The organism is Salegentibacter salinarum, assembly GCF_900168115.1.
In the GTDB taxonomy this organism is placed as follows: Bacteria; Bacteroidota; Bacteroidia; order Flavobacteriales; family Flavobacteriaceae; genus Salegentibacter; species Salegentibacter salinarum.
Genome location: NZ_FUZC01000004.1, coordinates 36,113 through 59,488 on the forward strand (window position 1 = coordinate 36,113; position 23,376 = coordinate 59,488).

A 23,376-nucleotide genomic window follows, 5' to 3' on the forward strand; every position below is an offset into this window, starting at 1 on the left:
TTTATAATTTTAGCCTATGCAAGAAACCAGCCTTATAGATCATCTTGAAACATTTCTTACACCACGACGAATTGCTTTATTCGATAAGGTGATTGCAGCACGAACCAATCATTTTACTGTCGCAACGCAAGATGTTTATCAATTACATAATACCAGCGCGGTAATTAGGAGCTGTGAGATTTTTGGAATTCAAAATGTCCACGTAATAGAAGAACGCAAGCCTAAGCGAATTGACCGTGAGATTGCAATGGGTGCCCAAAAATGGGTAGATGTCAACAGGTATTCCACTTCAAAAGAATGCATAAAAGAATTACGAGCTAAAGGTTATCAAATTGTAGCCACCACACCCTATGGAGAAAGCACTGCCCTTAAAGATTTTGATATAGAAAAACCTTCGGCTTTTTTCTTCGGAACCGAAAAAGATGGTTTAAGCGATGAAATTTTGAATGAAGCCGATTGCAGATTAAATATTCCGATGTTTGGTTTTACTGAAAGTCTTAATATTTCGGTTTCTGCAGCTATTATTCTACAGAGCATTACTTCAAGACTAAAAAGTAGTGAAATTAACTGGCAACTTTCTGAAGAAGATAAAATTAAGCTGAAATATGAATGGCTAAAAAAATGTATTAAAAATTCAGATTCAATTATAGCGCAATTCAAAACAGAAAATCATTAAATTAGTTAAATATTTTTTTCTAATGACCCTCTTTTTTTACCTACTTATAGCGTTTATCACTTTTATAGCTTTTCTGCACGCCTGGGCAAAGAAAAGGTATGACATTAGCCGAACAATGGTGATCAATACTCCGCGCGACGTGGTTTTTAGCTATGTACGGCAGTTAAAGAAACATCCGCTTTGGGTGCCCTGGTTTGCAAAACATCCTGAAGCTGTTTTAAAACATAAAGGTGAAGATGGAAAATTAGGCGCGGCTATTTACTGGAAAAGTAAAAATAACGAAATAGGGGAAGGGCTTCAAAAGATTATAAAAGTAAAACACCCAAGAGTTTTTGAAACAAGGGTGTTGTTTGTGAAACCGGTAAAAGTTAGTATGCTTACTTATTTTGCGGCAAAAGAACTGGAACCGGGAAAATCTAAAGTAGTGTGGGGAATTCGCGGTAATTTACCTTTTCCGCTTTCAGTAATAAGCCTGTTTTATAGTGCCGATAAATTATTGGGGCAGGATCTTGAAAAAGGACTTATTAATTTAAAAACCAAAATGGAAAAAGGAGTAAAGGTCTAGTTTCTCTGTAAAACCCTGTATTCTTCATAGCAGCCGCTTAGAGCATCTAAAATTTGCAGGTCGTTTGCAGATCTTAAAAAATCTTTAGAATAGCTACAGCGCTGTAAGATTTCATCAATTTCAACTTTATTAATCGGAAGTAGGGCGATAAGAGTTTCCCTGTCAAATTTATTTCTAAGTAGGGTTCTAATTTCATCATCTTCTTTCATCTGCCTTAATTTTCGCATTTGTTTTGGTTTCTTACCAAAAATATTATGCATTAAATCAGCAGGATTAAAGATGGCTCCAATAGTTCGGGAAATGGAACTCTCTCCTCCTTCATAGCCGGAATTTAAGCCCGAAATACTATAGCGGTTATTTTCATAAATAGGAATATTACGCGCATCAATTTCAAGATAACCGGTAAGTGTTACCGGTTTTAGAACTACCTCTTCCAAAGCAATTCCCAACTCGGTCATTTTAACCTTTACATTTCCATATTTAAGCCAGTCATTGGTTACCCTAACTTTTATAGGTCTAAACCCAAGATAGGAAAAATAGAGAGTATCGTTAACCGTAGCTTGAAGTTCAAAAGATCCGTCTTCTTCACTAACGGCACCTTTAACCTGGTTTAGGTTTACAATATGAACTTTTTCAATGGGTTTGTCATCGGCCGCATTCATAACGGTACCAGATACAACATCCTGTGAAAAGGCTTGGAGACTTAAAAAAAGTAGTAAAAAGGTAAAAAGGAATTTCTTCATAACAATTGGCGCCTAAATTATAAAATACTTATAAAAAACAATGCCATAATTGAAAATTTAGGCGCCAGATGTGAATTTAATTTTTGCTGCGTCTTCTTTTAATAGAGCTTTCAATGTTTTTGCTTCGGTTACCGGATTTTTTTCCTTTTCCCGAATCACCAAAACCTTCTGAACGCCTACGGCCACCACTTTTAAAATCTGGTTTTCCGCCGCCTTTGTTGAATTTTCCGCCTTTTCGGCCACCGCCACCGCCGCCACCGCGTTTTCCACGTCCGCCGGTATCAGTAGTTTCTTCAACATTTATAAATCTACCTTGATGCTTAAAGTCTTTAAATGTGCTTAAAACAGTTTCGGTATTTTTTGAATCGGTATTAAAGAAGGAGAAGCTGTCTTTTACATCAACTTTGTAAACATCGTCACGACCAAGATCCAGGGTTGCTTTAAGGAAATCCTTTAAGCTCATCCAGTCGAATCCGTCTTTAGAACCTACGTTAATAAAGTATCGTGTAGAATCTCCAGAACCACCACCATCTGCAGGAGCGGATGGAGAACTTAATCCTTCAGAATTTTTATAATAATTGAAGAATCTGGTAAATTCTACAGAAAAGAATTTTTTTATAAGCTCTTCTTTGGTAAAATCTTCCAAAACTTCATTAATCCCGGGTAGATAAGCATCTATATCGTGGTTAATCTTAGTCTCTTTAATATCGTTTGCCAGGTGAAACAACTGTACACGGCAAATTTCCATCCCATCAGGAATATCTTTTTGTTCGAATTTCTGCTGAATAATACGCTCTATACTTTTGATCTTACGCATTTCACTTTTGGTAACAATAACCATAGAAACTCCACTCTTACCAGCACGACCGGTACGACCACTACGGTGAGTATACGTTTCAATCTCATCGGGTAACTGGTAGTTGATTACGTGAGTAATATCGTCTACGTCAATTCCGCGGGCAGCAACATCTGTAGCTACCAACATTTGAATTTGCTTATTTCTAAAACTTTTCATAACCAAATCACGTTGATTCTGGCTAAGGTCACCGTGCAAAGCTGCAGCGCTATAACCGTCTTCAATAAGTTTTTCAGCTACTTTTTGAGTATCTCTTTTTGTTCGGCAAAAAATTACTGAAAAGATATCTGGATTGGCATCTGCCAGTCTTTTTAAAGCTTCGTAACGTTGTCTTGAATTTACCAGGTAAAACTCGTGGGAAACATTAGATGTACCCTGGTTTTTAGATCCTACGGTAATTTCAATAGGAGTACGCATAAATTTCTTGGCAATTGTTGCAACTTCTTTTGGCATAGTTGCAGAAAATAACCAGGTATGCTTTTCTTTTGGAGTATGCGATAAAATGGCCTTAATGTCTTCAAAGAAACCCATATTAAGCATCTCATCGGCTTCATCTAAAACACAGTATTCTATTTTAGAAATATCTACAAGATTACGATTAATCATATCCTGCATACGCCCGGGAGTAGCTACAATAATTTGCGCTCCACGTTCTATTTGACGTGCCTGGTCTGTAATGCTGGCGCCACCATAGATAGCAACCGGAGTTAGACCTTTTTCAAATTTCGCGTAATTCTTTATTTCGTTGGTAATTTGCAGGCAAAGTTCACGTGTGGGTGAAAGAATTAATGCCTGGGTATGCTTTTTACTTACGTTTATTTTCTGGATAAGCGGGAATCCAAAAGCAGCTGTCTTTCCTGTACCGGTTTGGGCTAATGCCACCATATCGGTATCTTCGTTTAATAAAACAGGAATCGCTTTTTCCTGTATCTCACTTGGGTCTGTAAAACCCATTTCTTCGACTGCTTTAAGAATAGAAGGGTTTAAACCTAATTGTTCAAATTTGTTCATATAAAAAATTAAATAAGCGGCAAAGGTACGGCTTACATAGCAATATATACCTATCTACTTCTTTTATTTTGAAAGATAGGCGATTAGCTCTCTAAAGGCTTTCCCGCGATGACTTATTTCTGATTTTTCTCCCAGGCTCATTTCGGCAAAAGTCTTCTCAAAATCATTTGGTTTAAATACAGGATCGTAGCCAAAACCCTTTTCGCCGCGTGTTTCTTTTATTATTTCTCCTTTACAAATTCCGGTAAAGAGGTTTTGCCTATCGTTTAAATTTAAAGCAATGGTAGTTTTAAATTGAGCATTTCGGTTTTCTTTATTTTCTAACTCGCTAAGCAATTTTCTGACATTTGCTGCATCATCCTTATTTTCTCCTGCATAACGGGCAGAGAAAACGCCGGGTTTACCGTTTAACACTTCAACTTCCAGCCCGGTATCATCGGCAAAACAATCATAGCCATATCGGTTTTTCACGTATTCTGCTTTTAAAATTGCATTACCTTCTATTGTATCGGCAGTTTCGGGAATATCTTCCTTACAACCAATATCGTCCAAAGACAGTAGTTTGATGTAATGTGGCAAAAGTGCTTTAATTTCAATTAGCTTATTTTTATTATGCGTAGCGAATACAAGTTCCATAGATTGGGTTTTAGCGGTGGTGGTAGGGTTCGTTTTTCAAAATAGTGAAAGCACGGTATAATTGTTCGGTAAAAAATAATCGCACCATTTGGTGAGAGAATGTCATTTGTGAAAGCGCGACTTTTGCATCAGCTCTTGTATAAACAGTTTTAGAAAAACCATAAGGACCGCCAATTATAAAAATTAGCTGTTTGAGGCCGCTATTTAATCGTTTTTGAATATATACTGAAAATTTTTCGGAAGAAAATTCTTTTCCATTTTCATCTAAAAGCACCAGGAAATCTGAATTCTGCACTTTAGCCAGAATTAATTCCCCTTCTTTTTCCTTTTGTTGATTTTCATCAAGGTTTTTCGTCTTTTTAAGGTTGGGAATAATTTCAATTTCAAATTTATTATAAAACTGAAGTCGTTTTTTATAAACCTCAATTAGCTGTTTTAGCTCCCTATTATCGGTCTTTCCTATGCAGAGTAATTTTATGGTCATTCGGTATATTTAACGCAGACTTTGCTACATTTACAAAAATAAGTATTGCAAATGATCTCAAAAGAACAATTTGAAAAAGAAATAGATCTTATTATTGAAAATGCGCTTAGGGAAGACGTTGGAGAAGGTGATCACAGCTCCTTAGCCTGTATTCCTGCTGATGCTAAAGGAAAAGCCAAACTCCTGGTAAAAGATAAAGGAATACTAGCGGGTGTAGATTTTGCCCTGCAGGTTTTTGAAAAAGTAGATCCTGAATTAAAAATAGAAGTTTTTCTTAAAGATGGTAAAACCATAGAAAGGGGAGATGTTGCTTTTTTTGTTGAAGGGAGTTCACAATCAATTTTAAAAGCTGAAAGATTGGTATTAAACGCGATGCAAAGAATGAGTGCAATTGCGACAAAAACAAACACGTTTGTTCAAAAACTGGAAGGTACCAATACCAAGATTTTGGATACCCGAAAAACCACTCCCGGGATTCGCGCATTAGAAAAATGGGCGGTAAAGATTGGTGGAGGAGAGAATCATAGATTCGCATTGTACGATATGATCATGTTAAAGGACAATCATATAGATTTTGCCGGCGGGATTTCTAAGGCAATTAACAAAACTAAAGATTACCTTAAAAGCAATAAACTTGATCTTAAAATAATTGTTGAGGCCAGAAATTTAAAGGAAATTGAAGAAATTCTTGAAAGTGAAGGTGTGTACCGTATACTAATAGATAATTTTAATTATGAAGATACGCGTAGAGCAGTAAAGCTTATAAATGGAAAATGCCAAACGGAATCCAGTGGTGGAATCACCCTGGATACCGCACGTAAATATGCAGAATGCGGGGTAGATTATATTTCCAGTGGTGCTTTAACGCATTCGGTTTATAACTTAGATCTTAGCTTAAAAGCAATATAATGTATGGCTGCAAAGAAAGCCTTTCTGTCTAAATTAGAACAATTTTCAAATTGGTGGGAGAGAAAAACCAAGGCAGTAATTTTGCCCGGCTTTGATGGGTTATCGCTATATGATCTTTGGGAGATTTATTCCGGTGGAATTATAAAAGGAACTTTCTCTACCAGGGCTAGTGCTATTGCGTTTAGTTTCTTTATGGCACTGTTTCCGTTTTTGCTGTTTATGCTTAACCTAATTCCCTATATCCAATTTATAGACGATTTCCAGCTGCAGTTCCTGCTTTTTATGGAATCTTTATTACCGCCAGATACCCAGGAATATTTTAACGATATTTTGCTGGATATTGCCAATACACCCAGGGGTGGACTACTTTCTATAGCTTTTCTCGTTTCCATATTTTTAATGACAAATGGAATAAATGCAATCTTTACCGGGTTTGAATTTTCATACCATACCAATGCCAACCGATCTATAATTAGGCAATACCTTGTAGCGGTGGGCATATCACTTATTATGGCATTGTTGTTGCTTCTTACCATTATACTGGTCGTTTATTTAACTTATGCAATGGACGATTTAAAGGAGTTAGGGCTGGCCACCGATGGAAGCTCTGCTTTTGTGAAATATGCCGGTTTTGTTTTATTAATATATATTGTGGTTGCAATGCTTTATTATTTTGGAACCAAGGAAGCCAGGCAGGCGAAATTCTTTTCTATAGGAGCCCTTTTTACAACCTTATTGATAATTATAACTACTTATTTCTTTGGCTTGTATATAGAAAATTTTTCAGCGTATAACGAATTATATGGTTCTATTGGAGCATTGCTAATTTTAATGGTGTATATCTGGTTAAATTCTAATATATTGCTCTTAGGATTTGAATTAAATGCTTCTTTAATAAAAATGAAGAAAAAAATTAAATAACTTAACAACCTAAAACCACATTGAAAATGAAAAAACTATTAGTCCTATTAGTGGCCGTTTTCGGCTTAAATTTAACTTCAGCGCAAACCGAAATTGGTGGTGCTACATTGCCTCAAACATTAGAATATGGTTCTGAAGAAATGACCCTTAATGGGGCCGGGGTAAGAGAAAAATTCTGGATGGATATGTATGCCGGCGGACTTTACCTTAAAAATAAATCTGGAAATGCTTCAGAAATAATGAATGAAGATGAAGCTATGGCAATAAGATTGCATATAGTTTCAAAAATGATTACCAGCGACCGAATGATTGACGCAGTTACTGAAGGTTTTGAAAGCTCAACCGGGGGAAATACCGCACCAATTTCAGCAGAAATTAAAAAATTCATTAGCTTTTTTAAAGAGGAAATTAATAAAGAAGATGTTTTTGATATCGTTTATTTGCCATCAAGAGGTTCAGTAATTTATAAAAATGGAAAAGAAAGTGGCTCAATTGAGGGAATGGAGTTTAAAAAGGCTTTATTTGGAATATGGCTTTCTAATGAACCTGCAGACGATGACCTTAAAGAAGGTATGCTGGGTAAACAATAAAACAATAAGATAATGACAACCAAATTCAACTTACTTAACCTACTACTTTTTGGATTTATCCTGATTTCTTCAGGAATCCACGCGCAAGGGGTATTTGGTAAATGGAAGGTAGTAAACGATGCCGGCCGTGTGAATTCTATAATAGAGATTTACGAAGAAGACGATGCAGTCCACGGTAAAGTGATAAAGATTACCAAAGAAGAAGATCGTGACCAAAAATGTACCGAGTGCCCGGGAGAGCTTAAAAATAAACCTATAGAGGGCCTAAATGTGATTCGTGACTTTGTAAAAGATGGTGATGAATATATAGATGGAACTTTAATAGACCCGAAGTCCGGGAAAGAATATAAAGGTAAAATTTGGGTTGATGAAAACAATCCCGATAAACTAAATGTTAGAGGTTATATCGCTTTTTTCTACAAAACGAAAATTTGGGAAAGAGCAGAATAAAACTTTCTAAAATTTAAAACACTAAAAACCATTCTTATTTAAGGATGGTTTTTATTTTTGATTAAACTTTCAATTTCCATATGGCCTATTTTATAGATGTAATTTTGCCGTTGCCGTTACAAAAACGCTTCACGTATTCAATAACTAAAGCTGAAGCAGAATTTTTGGAAGAAGGAATGCGTGTTGCAGTTCCCTTTGGAAAATCGAAAGTATATACCGCTATTGTTGGTAAAATTCATCAAAATCCGCCGCAGGTTTACGAGGCCAAGCCTATTAACCAGATTTTAGATAAAAGTCCGCTGGTCACCGCGTACCAGTTAAAATTCTGGAAGTGGATTGCTTCCTATTATATGTGTGCCGAAGGAGATGTGCTAAAAGCTGCATTACCCGGCGCGTTTTTATTGGAAAGTGAAAGTATTGTTCAGCTAATTAAAGATGCTGAAGTTGATGAAAATCAACTTAAAGATGAAGAGTTTCTGGTGATTGAAGCTTTACAGCGACAGTCTTCGGTGAAAATTCAGGAAGTGATGAAAATCCTGGATAAAAAAGCAGTATTACCGGTAATAAATGCTTTGGTAGAAAAAGGTTTGGTCGTTCTTAATCAGGAAATTTATGAACAGTATAAGCCGAAAAAAATACGCTTCGTAAAATTAAACCCGGTTTATGATAATGAAGCCGAAATGCACCGTCTTCTGGATGACTTAGAAAAAGCACCAAAGCAGAAAGAAGCTTTGCTAAGCTTTTTCAGCATTAAAGCACAACATAAAAAGCCTTTAAAAGTAAAAGATTTAAGCGAAAAATCGGGAGTTTCTGCAGCGATTATAAAAAACCTGATCACTAAGAAAATTCTCGAGGAATATTATGAAAAAACCGATAGGGTAACTTTTACCGGAGATGCTTCAGAAAGCGGGATTCAGTTAAGTGAAATTCAGCAGAAAGCTTTTTCAGAAATAGAAGCCGGTTTCAAAGAATTGGATGTTTGTTTATTCCACGGAATAACCTCCTCCGGAAAAACCGAAATTTATATTAAACTCATTGAAAAAGTAATAAATCAAGGTCAGCAGGCACTTTATGTTTTGCCTGAAATTGCCTTAACCACCCAATTAATTGAACGATTAAGAGCTTATTTTGGAGATAAAGTTCTGGTTTATCACAGTAAATATTCGGTAAACGAAAGGGTAGAGGTATACCGGCATATTTTAGAAGATTCAGCAAAAGCGAGAATTGTAATTGGCGCACGATCTTCAATATTTCTTCCTTTTTCTAATTTAGGATTAGTGGTTGTAGACGAAGAACATGAAACCTCTTTTAAACAATTTGATCCTGCACCGCGATACCATGCGCGTGATGCTGCCGTGGTTTTAGCGAATTTCTTTAAAGCTAAAACTATATTAGGATCGGCCACTCCTTCTTTAGAATCCTATTTTAACGCGCAGCATCATAAATATGCTTTGGTAGAATTAAACAGAAGATATGGCGACGTTCTGGAACCGGAGATTGAAATTGTAGATATAAAAACGAAATATAAAAAGAAGGAGATGAAGGGGCATTTTTCTGACAGAATGCTAGCCGAAATTAAAGATACCCTGAATGCTGGGGAGCAGGTAATTTTATTTCAAAACCGTCGAGGTTTCTCTCCTGTGCTGGAGTGCAATACCTGTGGTCACTCGCCTCAATGTCCCAATTGCGATGTGAGCTTAACTTATCACAGCCATAATAACCAGTTGCGCTGCCATTATTGCGGCTATCATATTGCGATGCAAAAGAAATGTATGGCCTGTGATAGTTCAGAAATTACTACCAAAGGATTTGGAACCGAACAGATTGAAACCGAATTGAAAGCCATTTTTTCCGAATATAAGACTGCGAGAATGGACCAGGATACCACCCGCGGAAAATATGCTTACGAAAAACTGATTAATTCTTTTGAGCAACAGGAAATAGATATTTTAATTGGTACCCAAATGCTTACCAAAGGTCTTGATTTTAGAAAGGTGAACCTGGTAGGAATTATGAATGCCGATAATTTACTGAATTTCCCCGATTTTAGAGCGCACGAACGCAGTTTTCAACTGATGCTTCAGGTTGCTGGTAGAGCAGGAAGAACAAAAAAGAGAGGGAAAGTTTTAATTCAAAGTTATAATCCGCATCACCAGATTATCCAGCAGGTTTCCATGGGTGATTATGCAGGAATGTATAAAGATCAATTGGAAGAGCGCTATAATTATAAATACCCGCCTTTTCATCGATTGATAAGAATTACACTAAAATGCCGGGATTTTTCCAAAACCAATGACGCTGCAGATTGGTTGGCAGTAGGAATGAAAAATGTTTTTAAGGAAAACGTCCTTGGTCCGGAATTTCCTCCAGTAGCGAGAATAAGAAACGAGTATTATAAGAATATTTTGCTTAAAATTCCGCAGCAACAATCATTAGGAAAAACAAAAGAAGTACTGCAGCGAATTATGAGAAGTTTTAATGCTATTGGCGCTTTTAGAAGCGTGAAAGTGGTGATTAATGTAGATCCCATATAAGTTTGATTTAATTTTTCACAGGTTTAGATTAAAATTCTTTATTTGAAGATGATGCATATTTGGTGTAAATTTACATCAATAAAAACTATGACTCGACAAAGTATTTCTTTTACAGAACCAAATAATGAATGGTTGAAGGATCAAATCAGGAATAAAGAATATTCAAGTAAAAGTGAATTGGTTAATGATCTAATAAGACAGGCGCGAAAACAACAAGTTCAAGTAGACTGGATTAATACGAAACTGGATAGAGCTGAAAAAAGTGGATTTACGCTGGATGGTAAGGAAGATATTTTAACTCAATCAAAGTCTCAACTTGAGGGCTGTTTATAAACTGAGTGAAGTAGCTAAAGAAGATTTAATTAGAATTCACCATTACGGTGTGCATAAATTTGGGATGGCTCAATGGGATGGCTCAAGCTGATAAATTTTTTAATTCCTTTTTTGAATATTTTGATATAATTGCCCATCAGCCATATTCTTTTGAAGCTGTAAATTTTATACGAGAAGGTTACAGACGCTGCGTTTGTGGTTCCGATAGTATTTATTGTAGAAAAGGGAAAGTAGAAATAATGACAATAATAGTTAGACAGGATTTACCCAATTATTTTCATGATTAAGCGAAAATGAATTTTTAAGACTAAAAAACTACTGAATCGCACTTAAAGCCTCAACCAGGTTGCTTTTCTTGTGACGGCTAAGTGGTAATTTCTGTTTATCTATTTCTATATTCTTGGAATTGTATCGCTCAATTTTATCAAGATTTACAATATAAGATTTATGGGTTCTAAGAAATTTATCGTTGGGTAGTTGCTCTTCAAAAGATTTCATTGTAGCGAGAACTACAAAATTTTCTTTTTCTGTAACAAATTTTACGTAATCTCCCAAAGCCTGGATATATTTCAGTTTATTCAGGAAAACCTTTCGATTTTTAAGATTGCTTTTTACAAAAATATAATCTTCATCTTCTGGTGGAGCAGAGATTTGGTGCTTTAACTTGTATAGATTTATTGCCTTATTTACCGCGTTATTAAAGCGCTCTTTAGTTACCGGTTTATGAATATAATCTACGGCATCATAATCAAAAGCTTTAAAAGCATACTGTGTTTTCCCGGTTACGAAGATAATCTGTGGTTTATTGGGTAAATCGTCAAGAAGTTCAAAACCTGTTAGGACCGGCATTTCAATATCAAGAAATATCAAATCTATTTCATTATCGAGAAGGCCATTTTTTGTTTCAATAGCGTTATTGTACTCAGCAACCAATTTAAGATTAGAATGGTCTTTAATCAACTTCACGATAGATAATCGTTGCAAGCTGGAATCATCAACAACAATACATTTGAGTAAAATTTCTTCCACAGTAGTTAGGTTAAGTAATAACAATATTAAACATAAAATACTTAAATCACAAGATAAACTTTAAATTCATCTGTGAAATTACAACCTTATCCTTCAATAATACGGTAAGAAATGAATTCCTTCAACCCTGGTATTAAAATATTCTAATTTTTGTATTTCAAATACTGATTGTGAAAACTTGTGTTGGTTAATTCAATAATTGAGATTTAGGTACTTCAAGGAATATCTTAAGAATTAAACAAATGTTCTCTATTAATAGGTTGCGAGCTTGCTTCGAGTAGTTTACTTTTAAGCTTTGATAATAGAAATAATTGAGTTACTTTTGCAGCCAAATAAATTTAAAGTAAATTTTTATGAACACTTATGAAACTGTTTTCATCTTGAATCCCGTTTTATCTGATGAGCAGATAAAGGAGACAGTTCAGAAATACGAAGAATTTCTTGTTTCTAAAGGGGCCGAGATGGTATCGAAAGAAGATTGGGGGCTTAGAAAATTAGCCTATCCAATTCAACACAAAAAAAGCGGGTTTTACCACCTGTTTGAATTCAAAGCTCCAGGAGAGGCTATAGAGCCGTTGGAACTTGCTTTTAGAAGAGACGAGCGTATGATGCGTTATTTAACAGTAAGGTTAGACAAGCACGCTATCGCCTGGGCTGAGAAAAGAAGAAATAGAAGACAACAAGAAAAAGCGTAAGTATGGCTACATCTATTGAACAACAAGCAAAAGGAAAAAAAGACGGAGAGATCAGGTATCTTACTCCTCTTAATATAGAGACCAGTAAAACGAAAAAGTATTGTCGTTTTAAAAGATCTGGAATTAAGTATATAGATTACAAAGATCCAGACTGGTTAATGAGTTTCGTAAACGAACAAGGGAAATTATTGCCTCGTCGTCTAACCGGTACTTCTTTAAAATACCAAAGGAAAGTGGCTGTTGCTGTGAAAAGAGCACGTCATCTTGCGTTAATGCCATATGTTGGTGATTTACTAAAATAAAAAGAGGCAATTATGGAATTGATACTTAAACAAGACGTAGATAATTTAGGCTTTAAAGATGATTTAGTAAACGTGAAGAACGGTTACGGCAGAAATTATCTTATACCTCAGGGATATGCACATCTTGCAACCCCTTCAGCTAAAAAAGTATTGGCTGAAACCCTGAAACAAAGAGCTTATAAAGAACAGAAACATATCGACGAAGCTAAAAAGCAAGCTGAAAAACTTAACAATGTAGAAGTTAAGTTAACTGCTAAAGCTGGTGCAGGAGACAAATTATTTGGATCTATCACTAATGCTGATTTAGCCGATGCCCTTGCTAAAGAAGGCATTGAAATCGATAAGAAATTTATTACTATAGCTGGTGGAAACATCAAGAGATTAGGACAGTACGAAGCAACTTTACGTTTTCATCGTGAAGTAATTTCTACTTACAATTTTGATGTTGTAGCTGAAGCTTAAATTATTTTATTACAAAGTTAAAAGCCCGCTCCAGTAGTGGGCTTTTCTTATTTTAGTGAGAACCTAATGTATGGTGACGAAGCCACACATAAATTAGTTGTTCGAACTAATCCCGACCCAGGTTAGGATCCTTATTTTCGTCAAGCTGAACTTGTTTCAGCTTCTAACATGTTTGGATACATTAACAACTTAGCTCCTGAAATAGATTAAGGATAACGATTTTTCGATTTTATTTAATTTTACCAAAATGAAATATTCCAGATTAACCAAAGAACAGTTTGAAGAGATGAAGCAGGAATTTATTAATTTCCTCGCTACACAATCTATTACAGCTGAAGAGTGGGAAGATATTAAGAAAAACCAACCAAAAGCTGCAGAGCAGGAGTTGGATGTTTTTAGCGACCTTATTTGGGAAGGTGTTCTTAATAAAGTAGAATACCTGGAACACTTTTCTCCAAATCAAATCTACTTATTTCATATAACCGAAGTTACTATTCATCTTATAGCGATAAAAGTAGAACACCAAGGGGTAGATCTAACCACCCGAAAAGGATACAGCTGGTTACAAACTAATTTGCTGGATGAATCTGTTAATATTTATACGTCCTCGAAAGCTTTAAGTGAAGACAGGAATAAGGATATTTTTGCGCTTATAAAACAAGGAGCGAATATAACTAAAGGAGATCTTTACCGCTATTTTGATAATATGGTGGAGAGTAAATAGTTTAATCTGACTCTTTCCTGTTGATAGCTACTTAGATGGAGACATGCGAATGGTTTGCCTTTTGATAGAAACGGCATTTACCTTATTGTCTATAATTATTTTATAACTTCAATAATTCTTTCTGAATTATTATCGGTTTCCCATTTTAATTCGTCATTATACCAAACTTTGGTTACAAAAGTATTTGCGTTTTGGCTTGAAATCTCAGTTTTAAGAATATCGAATTCATTATCAGGAAACTCTAATTTTAATTCTGAAATTTGGGTATCAGTACTTTCAAGGTTGGCAAATACCCTTAAATAATCTTCATTTTCTCTTTCAACCAAAAAGGTATTTTCCGGACTAATTTTCCATTCCCCATCAATTTTATTATAAACCGATATATCAGTTTCCTCAAATTGGTTTTCTTCTCCTAAAAGATTATTTCCTTCACTATCTATAAATTTAATATCTATAGAACTGTCAATTATTGTACAGCAATAAGTGGGTTCATCTTTTTCACATGAAATTATAAAAAAGCTGAAAATCAGGAGGAAAAGTGTCTTTTTCATTTTTGGGACTTAGGTTAGTATTATTTAGATGCAAAAATGATCAAAAGGTTGCGTAAAAAAGCTTACAAATTCAGTTCTAAATAACTTCAGTTTACTTTTTCTGTTTTTACATTTTACACTATACCTTACATTCTTACTCATATCTAAGTGACTCGATAGGATCCTGCCTGGCAGCTTTAGCTGCGGGATAACTTCCTGCGAGAATAGCTACTAAAATCGTTATAGCAGTTGCCCAGATCATTGCGACCCAGGGCGTGGTAAAGTCAAAATCGGCTGCGGCAGAGACTGCCATCCCGATTAATATTCCGAAAATAATACCTACAATTCCCCCAATCTGGCCAATAATAAGGGTTTCCATAAAAAATTGGGTAGCGATAGTTTTTCGCTTGGCCCCCAGGGCTTTTCTTACTCCAATTTCACGAGTCCTTTCAGTTACGCTTACCAACATAATATTCATTAAAGCTATTGATGAACCAAAAATGGTGATTATAGAAATTATCCAGGCTGCAAAATTAAGGTAACTGGTAATAGAGAATATTCGGTTAATAAGATCGTCGCTGCGTTCCATGCCAAAATTATTCTCTTCCATAGGATTTAGTTTCCTGATATTCCTGAAAGTCAGGATCGCTTCATCCTGTGCGCCTTCCAGTAATTCCTTATCGTCAACTTTAACGCTTACCGCATAATTTATCTGTGGTTGGGTGAACATAGAACGCGCCACCTGTATAGGCATTAAAACGCGTAAATCCTGGTTGTTTCCAAAAGTTGAACCTTTTGATTCCAGGACGCCAATAACCCTGAATTTCGCCCCACGAATACTAACAATTTTGTCTATAGGATCTGACCCTTTAAAGAGTCCTTCAGGCTTGGCGAAATCGGCTCCAAGAATTACCACGTTATTGTTATTCTGAATATCAAAAATGTTGAATTCACGTCCTTCTTCAACATTAAGACCGGAATTTTCCATGAAATTTTCGTTGACACCTATTACACTTACTTCGGGGTCGGTTTTTTCATTAATGTATTTCACTTCTGCCGCAGAAGTTCCGGTAAAAGAAACCGCGGTTTGTGCCTGGGGATACTGAAAATTTTCTTCAAATTTTTTCACTTCCCGGTAGCTGATTATCGGGTTAATTTTTTCGACTTCCCCGCCGCCTTGTCGCTGGGAATTAAATTCGTACCGCTGAATATTAAAAGTATTGGCGCCCATTGAGGCAAAATCGCTGCTAATAGTGTTTTCCAGCGCAGTAACCGCACTTAAAATCCCAACTAATGCAGTAATTCCAATAGCGATAATTAAAACTGTAAGAATGGTTCTAAGTAGCTGACTTTTAATGGAATTAAAAGCGATGCTTATATTTTCTTTTAATAACCCGAACATAGAATGTTTTTTCAGTGCTATTTAATTAGACTTCATAAGTCCCGGAATGTTACTTAAAATCTGAAATTTGTTTGGGTTCGGGTAAAATTTATGATATTTGCAGCATTATTTAAGCCGGTTTGCGGCGCTAAATTTAAACCAAAAACGGAAAGTACTCCCAAAAATTTTATGGCACAAAAACCTTCTATCCCAAAAGGAACTCGAGATTTTAACCCGGCCGAAGTTGCCAAAAGAAATTATATTTTTGATGTTGTTAAAACCGAATTTAAAAAGTTTGGTTTTCAGCCTATCGAGACGCCAAGTTTTGAGAATTCTGATACACTGATGGGGAAATACGGGGAAGAAGGTGACCGTTTAATTTTTAAGATTCTCAACTCTGGTGATTTTCTAAAAAAAGCCAGTCTGGAAGCTTATGAAGCAAAAGATAGCTTAAAGATCACTTCTTCAATTAGCGAAAAAGCTTTGCGTTACGATCTTACTGTGCCTTTTGCCCGGTACGTGGTACAGCATCAAAATGAGATAGATTTTCCGTTTAAGCGATATCAAATTCAACCGGTTTGGCGAGCCGACAGACCACAAAAAGGTCGCTTTAGAGAGTTTTTTCAATGTGATGCCGATGTGGTTGGAAGTAAAAGTCTTTGGCAGGAAGTAGAATTTGTACAATTATATGATGCAGTTTTTTCAAATTTAAAATTAGAAGGTGTCACTATAAAGATCAATAATAGAAAAGTTCTTTCCGGTTTTGCCGAAGTGATTGGGGAAAAAGATAAACTCATAGATTTTACCGTTGCCCTGGATAAACTGGATAAAATAGGGGAAGAGGGCGTGAAAAAAGAAATGCTGCAAAAAGGTATTTCTGAAAGTGCTATCGAAAAAATCCAGCCTATTTTTAGTTTACAGGGAAATTTCGCTGAAAAAATTGCAGGGATCAAAGAAATCTTGAGTGCATCAGAAACCGGAATGGAAGGAATTAAAGAATTGGAATTTGTTGAAAAAGCTATTCAGGAGATGCCTTTAAAAACCGCGAAACTGGATCTTGATGTTACCCTGGCCCGCGGACTCAATTATTATACAGGAGCGATTTTTGAAGTTTCTGCGCCAGAAAATATAAATATGGGCTCTATTGGAGGCGGTGGCCGTTACGACGATCTTACCGGAATTTTTGGATTAAAGGATATGAGCGGTGTGGGAATTTCCTTTGGCCTGGACCGTATTTACCTGGTCCTGGAGGAACTCGGTCTTTTCCCGATAGCCGTGACCCAAAATACCAAAGCACTTTTTATCAATTTTGGGGACAAGGAAGCGCTGTATGCTTTAAAAGCCGTGAATCGTTTACGAGCAGAAAATGTGACTGCCGAATTATTTCCTGATGCCGCGAAGATGAAAAAACAAATGAATTACGCTAACAAACGCGAAATACCATTTGTGATTCTTGCCGGGGGCGAAGAAATACAAGCTGAAAAATTTACCCTTAAAAATATGAAATCTGGCGAGCAACAAAAAGTTGATTTCGCCGAATTGGTGAAAGCTTTAGATTAAAAATCGTCCTTGCAAGAAATAATTCGACTTGTGGGGAATTAAGAGGTTGCAATCTTTTTGTTAGATAAATTGGAAGAGATTGCTTCAGCCGCCAAAAAACGTGGCTTCGCAATGAGGCATGGCTTTGTATTTAATTGATCATTGCGAAGCTTTTGGTTGAAGCAATCTCCTGGAAACATCTACTCAGTTTCACCGGCTTTATTTAAAACCTCCATATCTTCATTAGAAAGCGAAACTTTAACCGCTTCGGTAAAAGATTTAAGATGGGAAGACTTGGTAGCACTAGCAATTGGAGCACTTACTCCAGGCCTGTTCATAAGCCAGGCAAGTGCAACCCCAGCCTGAGAAATACCGTGTTTTTCTGAAATTTTATCTAGAGATTTCAGAATTTTTTCACCACGATTATTCAGGAATTTATCGGCAAACATTTTGCGTTCTTTACCTTCAAAATCTTCCTTTTTTCGGTATTTTCCGGTTAGAAATCCGCTGGCAAGGGAGAAGTAGGGAGTGACTCCTAAATTATTCTTCGTGCAAATTTCTTCAATTTCGCCTTCAAATTTATATCGTACCATTAAATTGTATTCAGGCTGAAAAACTTCATAAGCCAGTATTTTTTTTTCATTAGCTATATCAAGGGCTTTTTGTAATCTTTCCGAAGAAAAATTTGAAGCCCCAATATGCTTTATTTCCCTGTTTTCCCTAAACTTCTGATATGCTTCCAGGGCTTCTTCTACCGGAGTTTCTCCATCATCAAAATGGGTGAAATAGAGGTCTATATAATCGGTTTGAAGTCTTAAAAGTGAATCTTTCACCGCTCCGGTAAGATAATCGCGAGTATTGTTTTTAGGTCCGCCGGGTTGTAAACTGGAACCGCCCTTGGTGATTAAAGTGATTTTATCCCGCAGTTTTCGTTCTTTCATCCATTTACCAATAATCCTTTCTGAAGTACCATGCGGAACGCCATTTGCCCAGCGGGAATAAACATCTGCGGTATCTATGGTGTTGAAACCAAGCTCAAAAAGCTCGTCCAGTATTTTAAAAGATTCCTTTTCATTTAAAGTCCATCCAAAAACATTTCCTCCAAATATAATTGGTGCCGATTTTAAACCAGATTTACCTAATTCTACTTTTTCCATTGCTATACTTTTTGCTTAAAATTAGCCATCAGTTGGGAGAAAGGAGAATTCTAATACGGGTTTTAGAAAGATTTAACTTTGTAAAAAATCGAAGGAATAACTAAAAAAAATTTTTTGGAAGAAGGGAAGTAGAAAGAAAGTTGAGAAGTTTAATAATCGGTACTATTTTCATCTTCAGTAGTTAGGGATTTTCGGCGCCATATTATGTAAATGGCAGCAATTGTTCCCAGACCTAAAACTAAAGCAAAAATTTTGGGAGGCGCGTCTACAATGTTTTCCTGGTCAAAGGTAAAAGAACCAATCATTATGAAACTTCCTGCTAAAACGCCGAGTGTCAATAGTATTTTTGCTATAAGTTTCATAGGGTTTTATTTTTAAAAATTTATAAACACGCTGGTATTTTTTTGCTCCCTTTAGACCAGATTTCTCGACTTAATTATCACTTAAATAGAGAATTCAATATAAAGGATAAGATTTAGCGCAAGGTTAATTTAAAGTCAATTAATTGTTAAGCCTCGATTTCATTTTCGAAACAATGGTTATCTTACTTTTTATATAGATTTCAGGGAGATATTTAGATGAATCCATCGGCCGTGGATTAATTTCATTTATTGGTATTGAAACAAAGAAAAAGTAATGGAAGTATTTATTATTTTAATCTCGGGATTAGTTGCCACAACGTCGATGACCTTGTTTAGCTATTTGGTATCTAATTTTAAATCTAAGCAATTCCGGGAACCGGAGTTGCTAAACTCTTTAATTTCACGCTCTGAAATTATTGAACTGAGACCTTCGAAAAATCATTTTCTGGGATGGGTTATACATTATTTAATCGGTTGGTTTTTTGTCGTAGTTTTTAGTTTAATATGGGAATACACTCAATTTTCAACTAATATAATTTCTGGGGCTGTACTTGGTTTGGCAGCGGGAATTATTGGTATTTTTGGTTGGAAAACGATGTTTAAATTAAATCAAAATCCACCAGAGATAGATTTCAGCCAATTTTATATTCAATTAATCATTGCGCATATTTTATTCGGATTAAGTGCGGCTATTGTATATGCCTATCTTTAACCGATTTTCTCTAAAATTTCAGTAATTTTTGAAACCAAAAAATCAGGTTTTTCTGCTAAATAATAAAGCTTTTTTCCGGGTCTTTCTACAAAGCAGGTTTGAAGGTTTGCCCCGTGTGCCCCAATAATATCCCAGGCATGGGCTGCCACCATAATTGCTCTTTTTGGAATTGCATCGTATTTTTTGAGAATATACTTGTAACTTTCGGGATGTGGTTTATACTTTTTTATTTCTTCCACACTATGGATTCCATCGAAATAAGAATCGATTTCAGCAAATGCCAATTGTGCTTTGAGAACATCGGGCTTCCCGTTACTAAATGCGATAAGCGTATATCCTTCATTTTTTAATTGTTCCAGGCCCGGTTTTACATCGGGATAGGGTGGAAGTCTGGTAATTTCAGAAAGAATATTCTTGATTTCGGAATCTGAGAATTCCTTGTCAAATTTCCCTGAGATCATTTTAAAAGTAGCCGCGGCAATTTCACTAAAATTTTGGTAGTTGCCGGTAATTGTTTCCACCAGGGAATAATGCAGCAATTCTGGAAACCAAACATCAAAACCCATCTCGTTTTCCAGCGCCGCATTTACCTCTTCCTTTAACGGAATAAGGTTTAAAAGGGTTTCATTTACATCAAAAATTATGATTTTTGGTTTCATTATTAATCATTGTTAGAAAAAGAAAGATAAGTTTTCTTTAGATAAAAACATAAAAAAAATCCCTCCTGAAAAAGATGGAATTTCTAGTAGTGAGCCCAAGATTTGAACTCGGGACCTCCGGGTTATGAAAATTTAAAAGGATAACTTAAAACACTCATACAAGTCTCAAGATCAATTAAATTTAAATATTTTAATAGCATTTGATTTCAAAAAAATTGTTAAAAATAGCTAAAATGTCGTACCTAATTTCTTTATGTACTTTATTTTTAAATAAATACAAATGTCGTCGGTAAATGTATTTTTAAGAAATAAGGTAAACAAATCTGGTCAATTTCCAATTGCTATAAGAATTTCACGAAACAGACGTTCGATTTATTTGTATACCGGGCAGTATATTGAAAAAAAATATAGGGATGGTAAAAAAACAATGTAAGATTTTCTCACCTTATTTACATGCGGTTAAATCACCTTATTCTTACAAAGCTTACCGAAGCCAGTGAAAAACTTCTTGAGAATGAATCTACTCAAAGAAAACTTTCAGTTGGAAAACTTAAAGAATCTATACAAAGGCAAAACTCCTGTGATTTTAAATCTATGGCAGATGTCTATTTAAATAATATAAAAGTCAGAAAAAAAATCAAATCAATACCTCACCGAAAAAAATAGGGTGGACCTATTTCTCAGTTATGCGGGTAATAGCATCGAATTTCATGAGATCGATGTTCCTTTACTTAAGAATTTTGCGGCTTATATTGAGTTTAAAAAGAAAAGAGCTAAGCGGACTGTAGTTAATTATATGATATGTATTCGGGCCATTTATAATTTAGCATTAGTTGCTAATAAGGCTGATCGAAATGATTATCCATTTGGAAAAGGGAAATATCAAATTAAGATACCTGATGCTAAAAAAATAGGATTAACAATCGAAGAACTGAAGAAGTTAGAAAACGCCAAGGATTTAAATGAGGCTAATCAACATGTTTTAAGTGTGTGGTTACTTAGTTTATTTTTCAGGAGTACGGATAACAGATATTATTCAATTAAAATGGACCGACTTAAAGGATTACCGATTATACTATCGGATGAAGAAAAATGATAAACTGGTGTCTCTGCAAATTCCTACTAAAGCTCAGGAAATTTTAAACTTGTACCTGCCAAAGAAAAGTACCACCAGTGATTTAGTTTTTCCAGAACTAAGGGGGTACTAATTTGGATGATGAAATAGAAGTCTGAACAAGAGTAAAATCCATAACACGTAATTTTAATAGACAATTAGGTCGAATTGCAAAATATTTGGGGATTGAGAAGAAGCTATTTAATCGATTCCGCCGTTCCAAAAGATATTTTTTCTGTTTTCAGATTTTAGTTGTTCTACCAATTCGGTCAAATTTCCGGTGTAAAAGGCTGCTCTCTTAATATTTGGTTTTTGGGTTTTGGTAATAATATAAGCATTTTAGGAGTTTCCACCTGCGATTAATCAATTGGTTCAATACCACAACGGTACGTGGCTAGACAGAAAATAACAATTTCTGCATGGTATGCTTCCTGGTTGTAATCACTGATTAGGGTCAAGACACATAAATACCTTTTGATGATCTCTTTTACCATTGGATCACCAAGGGATAGGTTGGCGGACATCTGCTTCTGCCTTCGGATTTTCTTTTCAAGATCATTAGATGATAAGAATTTTACCATTCAAAACGACATAGTATTCCCGCTGCTTGTAGAATGCAGCTAAATTCGCGGCTGAGCCTTTCGGCCGTTATTCCTTTACCAAATTCCTTTAAAATATTTGTTAATTTCTCTGATTACTATTTACTCTAACTAGTTCTCACCCAATAGAAACTTTCTTTCATATTTTTTTTTTTACCTGGAGAGATGGATTTTGAATTTTTTATAGAGAGGTAAATCGAGATTTTTTATTAAATAATTTTTAGGATTTCTTAGATTCTGATATGATATTTCTAAAGAAAGGAAAAAAAATGTATAATGTACATTTATTTAGAAATAATATTTATATATTCATTTCCTAAAATTTATGTTAACTTAATATTAAATGTGTTTTAAAACCAGTTCTTATTGTATACTTAGGCAAAATTTTCAGAATAAATTTAGCTTATACATTGATAATTACAAGTCATTTTGGAATAGTACTAATTATTTCATTCTTGTTTTTCCCTTCACTCGAGTTAGGCTTGAATACAATAGGAAATTGGCTTATCGAATTCCCGGTCAAGTTTTTTAACCAATTAAAAATTTAAATATGTTTAGAACATCTATAACCCTAACATTTGGCCTTATATTAGGATGCATACTATGTTCTTCACAAGAGAATCTTCAATGGAATCCTCTTTTTAATGGACAGGACCTAAATAATTGGGATTTTAAAATACGAGGATATAAGCTTGGTAATAATTATGGTAACACTTTTAGGGTGGAAGATGGGATTATGCAAGTTAGATATGACCAATATAAGGATGGGTTCGAAAATAGGTTTGGACATATTTTTTATAAGGATCCTTTCTCATCTTATCTTCTAGGAGTAGAATATCGCTTTAGCGGCGAGCAAGTGAATAACAATCCTGGTCTCTGGGCTCATCGAAATAATGGAATCATGTTACATGGGCAGGATCCGCAAACAATGGATAAAGATCAGGATTTTCCTCATTCCTTAGAAGTACAATTGCTTGGGGGGAATGGTGAATATGATCGCCCCACAGCTAATCTTTGTACTCCTGGGACCCAATATGTAAGGGATGAGAAACTTATTAAAACTCATTGTAGTATGTCTTCTTCTAAAACCTATCACGGAAATCAATGGGTCCGAGTAGAAGTGCTGGTTCTAAGAGATTCATTACTGGTTCACTTTGTAAACGGGGAAGAAGTAATGCGTTATGGTCAGCCGCAAAGAGATGATGGGAAACTTATAAGAAAAGGGACTATTTCCTTACAAAGTGAAAGTCATCCTACCGATTTTCGAAAAGTGGAAATTATTGATTTAAGTGCGTATGAAGATAAGCCAGGGAAACTTCAAAAAATGGTGAACAGAATTATCAACGAAAAGAATGTAGTCAAATAGTAGTAGAAACCGTTAGGAAATTAACTCCCCAAAGAGC

General features: G+C 35.3%; 26 protein-coding genes and 1 pseudogene. 17 read left to right on the forward strand and 10 right to left on the reverse strand.

Annotated elements, in window-relative coordinates; translation table 11 throughout:
• The first annotated feature begins 16 nt into the window (after positions 1 to 16).
• The gene (locus tag B5X53_RS06085; RefSeq protein ID WP_079712353.1) at positions 17 to 676 is read left to right on the forward strand and encodes a TrmH family RNA methyltransferase; all 660 of its coding nucleotides are present in this window, start codon (positions 17 to 19) and stop codon (positions 674 to 676) included.
• 22 nt (positions 677 to 698) lie between these two features.
• Positions 699 to 1,241 (forward strand): SRPBCC family protein, encoded by a 543-nt coding sequence (locus B5X53_RS06090; protein WP_079712354.1) that lies wholly within the window; start codon positions 699 to 701, stop codon positions 1,239 to 1,241.
• On the opposite strand, the gene B5X53_RS06095 is transcribed toward B5X53_RS06090, so the two are convergent.
• From B5X53_RS06095 to rlmH, 4 genes are all read right to left on the reverse strand, one after another.
• Positions 1,238 to 1,984 (reverse strand): carboxypeptidase-like regulatory domain-containing protein, encoded by a 747-nt coding sequence (locus tag B5X53_RS06095; RefSeq protein ID WP_079712355.1) that lies wholly within the window; start codon positions 1,982 to 1,984, stop codon positions 1,238 to 1,240. The two genes, B5X53_RS06090 and B5X53_RS06095, sit on opposite strands and share 4 nt — an antisense overlap.
• Positions 1,985 to 2,060: 76 nt before the next feature.
• The gene (locus tag B5X53_RS06100; RefSeq protein ID WP_079712356.1) at positions 2,061 to 3,851 is read right to left on the reverse strand and encodes a DEAD/DEAH box helicase; all 1,791 of its coding nucleotides are present in this window, start codon (positions 3,849 to 3,851) and stop codon (positions 2,061 to 2,063) included.
• A 63-nt stretch (positions 3,852 to 3,914) separates the two neighbouring features.
• On the reverse strand, positions 3,915 to 4,487 hold the full coding sequence (locus B5X53_RS06105; RefSeq protein ID WP_079712357.1) for a non-canonical purine NTP diphosphatase: 573 nt from the start codon (positions 4,485 to 4,487) through the stop codon (positions 3,915 to 3,917).
• A 10-nt stretch (positions 4,488 to 4,497) separates the two neighbouring features.
• Positions 4,498 to 4,971, reverse strand: coding sequence for a 23S rRNA (pseudouridine(1915)-N(3))-methyltransferase RlmH (gene rlmH, locus B5X53_RS06110; RefSeq protein WP_079712358.1), 474 nt, complete (start codon positions 4,969 to 4,971; stop codon positions 4,498 to 4,500).
• A 51-nt stretch (positions 4,972 to 5,022) separates the two neighbouring features.
• Between rlmH and nadC the strand changes: the two genes are divergently transcribed.
• The 6 genes from nadC to B5X53_RS06140 all read left to right on the forward strand — a co-directional run bounded on the left by nadC (position 5,023) and on the right by B5X53_RS06140 (position 10,708).
• Positions 5,023 to 5,880: a carboxylating nicotinate-nucleotide diphosphorylase gene (gene nadC, locus B5X53_RS06115; protein WP_079712359.1), complete on the forward strand. Its 858-nt coding sequence runs from the start codon at positions 5,023 to 5,025 to the stop codon at positions 5,878 to 5,880.
• 3 nt (positions 5,881 to 5,883) lie between these two features.
• Positions 5,884 to 6,801: a YihY/virulence factor BrkB family protein gene (locus B5X53_RS06120; RefSeq protein WP_079712360.1), complete on the forward strand. Its 918-nt coding sequence runs from the start codon at positions 5,884 to 5,886 to the stop codon at positions 6,799 to 6,801.
• 26 nt (positions 6,802 to 6,827) lie between these two features.
• Entirely contained in the window at positions 6,828 to 7,391 is a 564-nt protein-coding gene (locus tag B5X53_RS06125) for a chalcone isomerase family protein (RefSeq protein WP_079712361.1), read from the forward strand.
• Between the two features lie 12 nt (positions 7,392 to 7,403).
• Positions 7,404 to 7,841, forward strand: a complete 438-nt coding sequence (locus B5X53_RS06130; RefSeq protein ID WP_079712362.1) for a DUF2147 domain-containing protein — start codon at positions 7,404 to 7,406, stop codon at positions 7,839 to 7,841.
• 80 nt (positions 7,842 to 7,921) lie between these two features.
• Positions 7,922 to 10,375, forward strand: a complete 2,454-nt coding sequence (gene priA / locus B5X53_RS06135; protein ID WP_079712363.1) for a replication restart helicase PriA — start codon at positions 7,922 to 7,924, stop codon at positions 10,373 to 10,375.
• Between the two features lie 87 nt (positions 10,376 to 10,462).
• A complete protein-coding gene (locus tag B5X53_RS06140; protein WP_079712587.1) occupies positions 10,463 to 10,708 on the forward strand; it encodes a ribbon-helix-helix domain-containing protein in 246 nt (81 codons plus the stop codon).
• A gap of 315 nt (positions 10,709 to 11,023) precedes the next feature.
• Here B5X53_RS06140 and B5X53_RS06150 read toward each other — a convergent pair whose 3' ends face one another.
• On the reverse strand, positions 11,024 to 11,737 hold the full coding sequence (locus B5X53_RS06150) for a LytR/AlgR family response regulator transcription factor (protein WP_079712364.1): 714 nt from the start codon (positions 11,735 to 11,737) through the stop codon (positions 11,024 to 11,026).
• A 353-nt stretch (positions 11,738 to 12,090) separates the two neighbouring features.
• On the opposite strand from B5X53_RS06150, the gene rpsF reads away from it, so the two are divergent.
• From rpsF to B5X53_RS06170, 4 genes are all read left to right on the forward strand, one after another.
• On the forward strand, positions 12,091 to 12,432 hold the full coding sequence (gene rpsF, locus B5X53_RS06155) for a 30S ribosomal protein S6 (protein WP_079712365.1): 342 nt from the start codon (positions 12,091 to 12,093) through the stop codon (positions 12,430 to 12,432).
• Between the two features lie 2 nt (positions 12,433 to 12,434).
• The gene (rpsR, locus tag B5X53_RS06160; protein ID WP_075327082.1) at positions 12,435 to 12,734 is read left to right on the forward strand and encodes a 30S ribosomal protein S18; all 300 of its coding nucleotides are present in this window, start codon (positions 12,435 to 12,437) and stop codon (positions 12,732 to 12,734) included.
• A 12-nt stretch (positions 12,735 to 12,746) separates the two neighbouring features.
• Positions 12,747 to 13,196: a 50S ribosomal protein L9 gene (rplI, locus tag B5X53_RS06165; protein WP_079712366.1), complete on the forward strand. Its 450-nt coding sequence runs from the start codon at positions 12,747 to 12,749 to the stop codon at positions 13,194 to 13,196.
• Positions 13,197 to 13,443: 247 nt separating this feature from the next.
• Positions 13,444 to 13,920, forward strand: a complete 477-nt coding sequence (locus B5X53_RS06170) for a DUF6495 family protein (RefSeq protein WP_079712367.1) — start codon at positions 13,444 to 13,446, stop codon at positions 13,918 to 13,920.
• A 95-nt stretch (positions 13,921 to 14,015) separates the two neighbouring features.
• Here B5X53_RS06170 and B5X53_RS06175 read toward each other — a convergent pair whose 3' ends face one another.
• Both B5X53_RS06175 and B5X53_RS06180 read right to left on the reverse strand, forming a co-directional pair.
• Positions 14,016 to 14,471: a hypothetical protein gene (locus B5X53_RS06175; RefSeq protein WP_079712368.1), complete on the reverse strand. Its 456-nt coding sequence runs from the start codon at positions 14,469 to 14,471 to the stop codon at positions 14,016 to 14,018.
• Positions 14,472 to 14,604: 133 nt separating this feature from the next.
• Positions 14,605 to 15,852, reverse strand: a complete 1,248-nt coding sequence (locus B5X53_RS06180; protein ID WP_079712369.1) for an ABC transporter permease — start codon at positions 15,850 to 15,852, stop codon at positions 14,605 to 14,607.
• A 168-nt stretch (positions 15,853 to 16,020) separates the two neighbouring features.
• Between B5X53_RS06180 and hisS the strand changes: the two genes are divergently transcribed.
• Positions 16,021 to 17,391 (forward strand): histidine--tRNA ligase, encoded by a 1,371-nt coding sequence (gene hisS / locus B5X53_RS06185; protein WP_079712588.1) that lies wholly within the window; start codon positions 16,021 to 16,023, stop codon positions 17,389 to 17,391.
• Positions 17,392 to 17,570: 179 nt separating this feature from the next.
• Here the strand turns inward: hisS and B5X53_RS06190 are convergent, their stop codons facing one another.
• Positions 17,571 to 18,527, reverse strand: a complete 957-nt coding sequence (locus B5X53_RS06190; protein ID WP_079712370.1) for an aldo/keto reductase — start codon at positions 18,525 to 18,527, stop codon at positions 17,571 to 17,573.
• Positions 18,528 to 18,676: 149 nt separating this feature from the next.
• Positions 18,677 to 18,889, reverse strand: coding sequence for a hypothetical protein (locus B5X53_RS18875; protein WP_101023118.1), 213 nt, complete (start codon positions 18,887 to 18,889; stop codon positions 18,677 to 18,679).
• 274 nt (positions 18,890 to 19,163) lie between these two features.
• On the opposite strand from B5X53_RS18875, the gene B5X53_RS06195 reads away from it, so the two are divergent.
• Positions 19,164 to 19,601: a hypothetical protein gene (locus tag B5X53_RS06195; protein WP_101023119.1), complete on the forward strand. Its 438-nt coding sequence runs from the start codon at positions 19,164 to 19,166 to the stop codon at positions 19,599 to 19,601.
• Here the strand turns inward: B5X53_RS06195 and B5X53_RS06200 are convergent.
• Complete coding sequence (locus B5X53_RS06200; RefSeq protein WP_079712372.1) at positions 19,598 to 20,260, reverse strand: haloacid dehalogenase type II; 663 nt, start codon at positions 20,258 to 20,260, stop codon at positions 19,598 to 19,600. The genes B5X53_RS06195 and B5X53_RS06200 overlap by 4 nt on opposite strands.
• Before the next feature lie 280 nt (positions 20,261 to 20,540).
• On the opposite strand from B5X53_RS06200, the gene B5X53_RS19605 reads away from it, so the two are divergent.
• The 3 genes and pseudogenes from B5X53_RS19605 to B5X53_RS06225 all read left to right on the forward strand — a co-directional run bounded on the left by B5X53_RS19605 (position 20,541) and on the right by B5X53_RS06225 (position 23,339).
• Positions 20,541 to 20,693, forward strand: coding sequence for an Arm DNA-binding domain-containing protein (locus B5X53_RS19605; protein ID WP_079712373.1), 153 nt, complete (start codon positions 20,541 to 20,543; stop codon positions 20,691 to 20,693).
• A gap of 210 nt (positions 20,694 to 20,903) precedes the next feature.
• A pseudogene (locus tag B5X53_RS06215) lies at positions 20,904 to 21,356 on the forward strand (phage integrase SAM-like domain-containing protein); the annotation flags it as partial.
• A gap of 1,167 nt (positions 21,357 to 22,523) precedes the next feature.
• Positions 22,524 to 23,339 carry a 3-keto-disaccharide hydrolase gene (locus B5X53_RS06225; RefSeq protein ID WP_079712377.1) on the forward strand — a complete coding sequence of 272 codons (816 nt, stop codon included), beginning with the start codon at positions 22,524 to 22,526 and terminating at the stop codon, positions 23,337 to 23,339.
• Positions 23,340 to 23,376 lie beyond the last annotated feature (37 nt).

Coding starts and splice junctions, on each gene's coding strand:
- B5X53_RS06225 (WP_079712377.1), top strand. CDS start 22,524: ATGTTTAGAACATCTATAACCCTAACATTTGGCCTTATATTAGGATGC.
- hisS (WP_079712588.1), top strand. CDS start 16,021: ATGGCACAAAAACCTTCTATCCCAAAAGGAACTCGAGATTTTAACCCG.
- B5X53_RS06100 (WP_079712356.1), bottom strand. CDS start 3,851: ATGAACAAATTTGAACAATTAGGTTTAAACCCTTCTATTCTTAAAGCA.
- B5X53_RS06175 (WP_079712368.1), bottom strand. CDS start 14,471: ATGAAAAAGACACTTTTCCTCCTGATTTTCAGCTTTTTTATAATTTCA.
- B5X53_RS06085 (WP_079712353.1), top strand. CDS start 17: ATGCAAGAAACCAGCCTTATAGATCATCTTGAAACATTTCTTACACCA.
- B5X53_RS06095 (WP_079712355.1), bottom strand. CDS start 1,984: ATGAAGAAATTCCTTTTTACCTTTTTACTACTTTTTTTAAGTCTCCAA.
- nadC (WP_079712359.1), top strand. CDS start 5,023: ATGATCTCAAAAGAACAATTTGAAAAAGAAATAGATCTTATTATTGAA.
- B5X53_RS06140 (WP_079712587.1), top strand. CDS start 10,463: ATGACTCGACAAAGTATTTCTTTTACAGAACCAAATAATGAATGGTTG.
- B5X53_RS19605 (WP_079712373.1), top strand. CDS start 20,541: ATGTCGTCGGTAAATGTATTTTTAAGAAATAAGGTAAACAAATCTGGT.
- B5X53_RS06200 (WP_079712372.1), bottom strand. CDS start 20,260: ATGAAACCAAAAATCATAATTTTTGATGTAAATGAAACCCTTTTAAAC.
- rlmH (WP_079712358.1), bottom strand. CDS start 4,971: ATGACCATAAAATTACTCTGCATAGGAAAGACCGATAATAGGGAGCTA.
- rpsR (WP_075327082.1), top strand. CDS start 12,435: ATGGCTACATCTATTGAACAACAAGCAAAAGGAAAAAAAGACGGAGAG.
- B5X53_RS06170 (WP_079712367.1), top strand. CDS start 13,444: ATGAAATATTCCAGATTAACCAAAGAACAGTTTGAAGAGATGAAGCAG.
- priA (WP_079712363.1), top strand. CDS start 7,922: ATGGCCTATTTTATAGATGTAATTTTGCCGTTGCCGTTACAAAAACGC.
- rplI (WP_079712366.1), top strand. CDS start 12,747: ATGGAATTGATACTTAAACAAGACGTAGATAATTTAGGCTTTAAAGAT.
- B5X53_RS06195 (WP_101023119.1), top strand. CDS start 19,164: ATGGAAGTATTTATTATTTTAATCTCGGGATTAGTTGCCACAACGTCG.
- B5X53_RS06090 (WP_079712354.1), top strand. CDS start 699: ATGACCCTCTTTTTTTACCTACTTATAGCGTTTATCACTTTTATAGCT.
- B5X53_RS06190 (WP_079712370.1), bottom strand. CDS start 18,527: ATGGAAAAAGTAGAATTAGGTAAATCTGGTTTAAAATCGGCACCAATT.
- B5X53_RS06125 (WP_079712361.1), top strand. CDS start 6,828: ATGAAAAAACTATTAGTCCTATTAGTGGCCGTTTTCGGCTTAAATTTA.
- B5X53_RS06180 (WP_079712369.1), bottom strand. CDS start 15,852: ATGTTCGGGTTATTAAAAGAAAATATAAGCATCGCTTTTAATTCCATT.
- B5X53_RS06130 (WP_079712362.1), top strand. CDS start 7,404: ATGACAACCAAATTCAACTTACTTAACCTACTACTTTTTGGATTTATC.
- B5X53_RS18875 (WP_101023118.1), bottom strand. CDS start 18,889: ATGAAACTTATAGCAAAAATACTATTGACACTCGGCGTTTTAGCAGGA.
- rpsF (WP_079712365.1), top strand. CDS start 12,091: ATGAACACTTATGAAACTGTTTTCATCTTGAATCCCGTTTTATCTGAT.
- B5X53_RS06120 (WP_079712360.1), top strand. CDS start 5,884: ATGGCTGCAAAGAAAGCCTTTCTGTCTAAATTAGAACAATTTTCAAAT.
- B5X53_RS06105 (WP_079712357.1), bottom strand. CDS start 4,487: ATGGAACTTGTATTCGCTACGCATAATAAAAATAAGCTAATTGAAATT.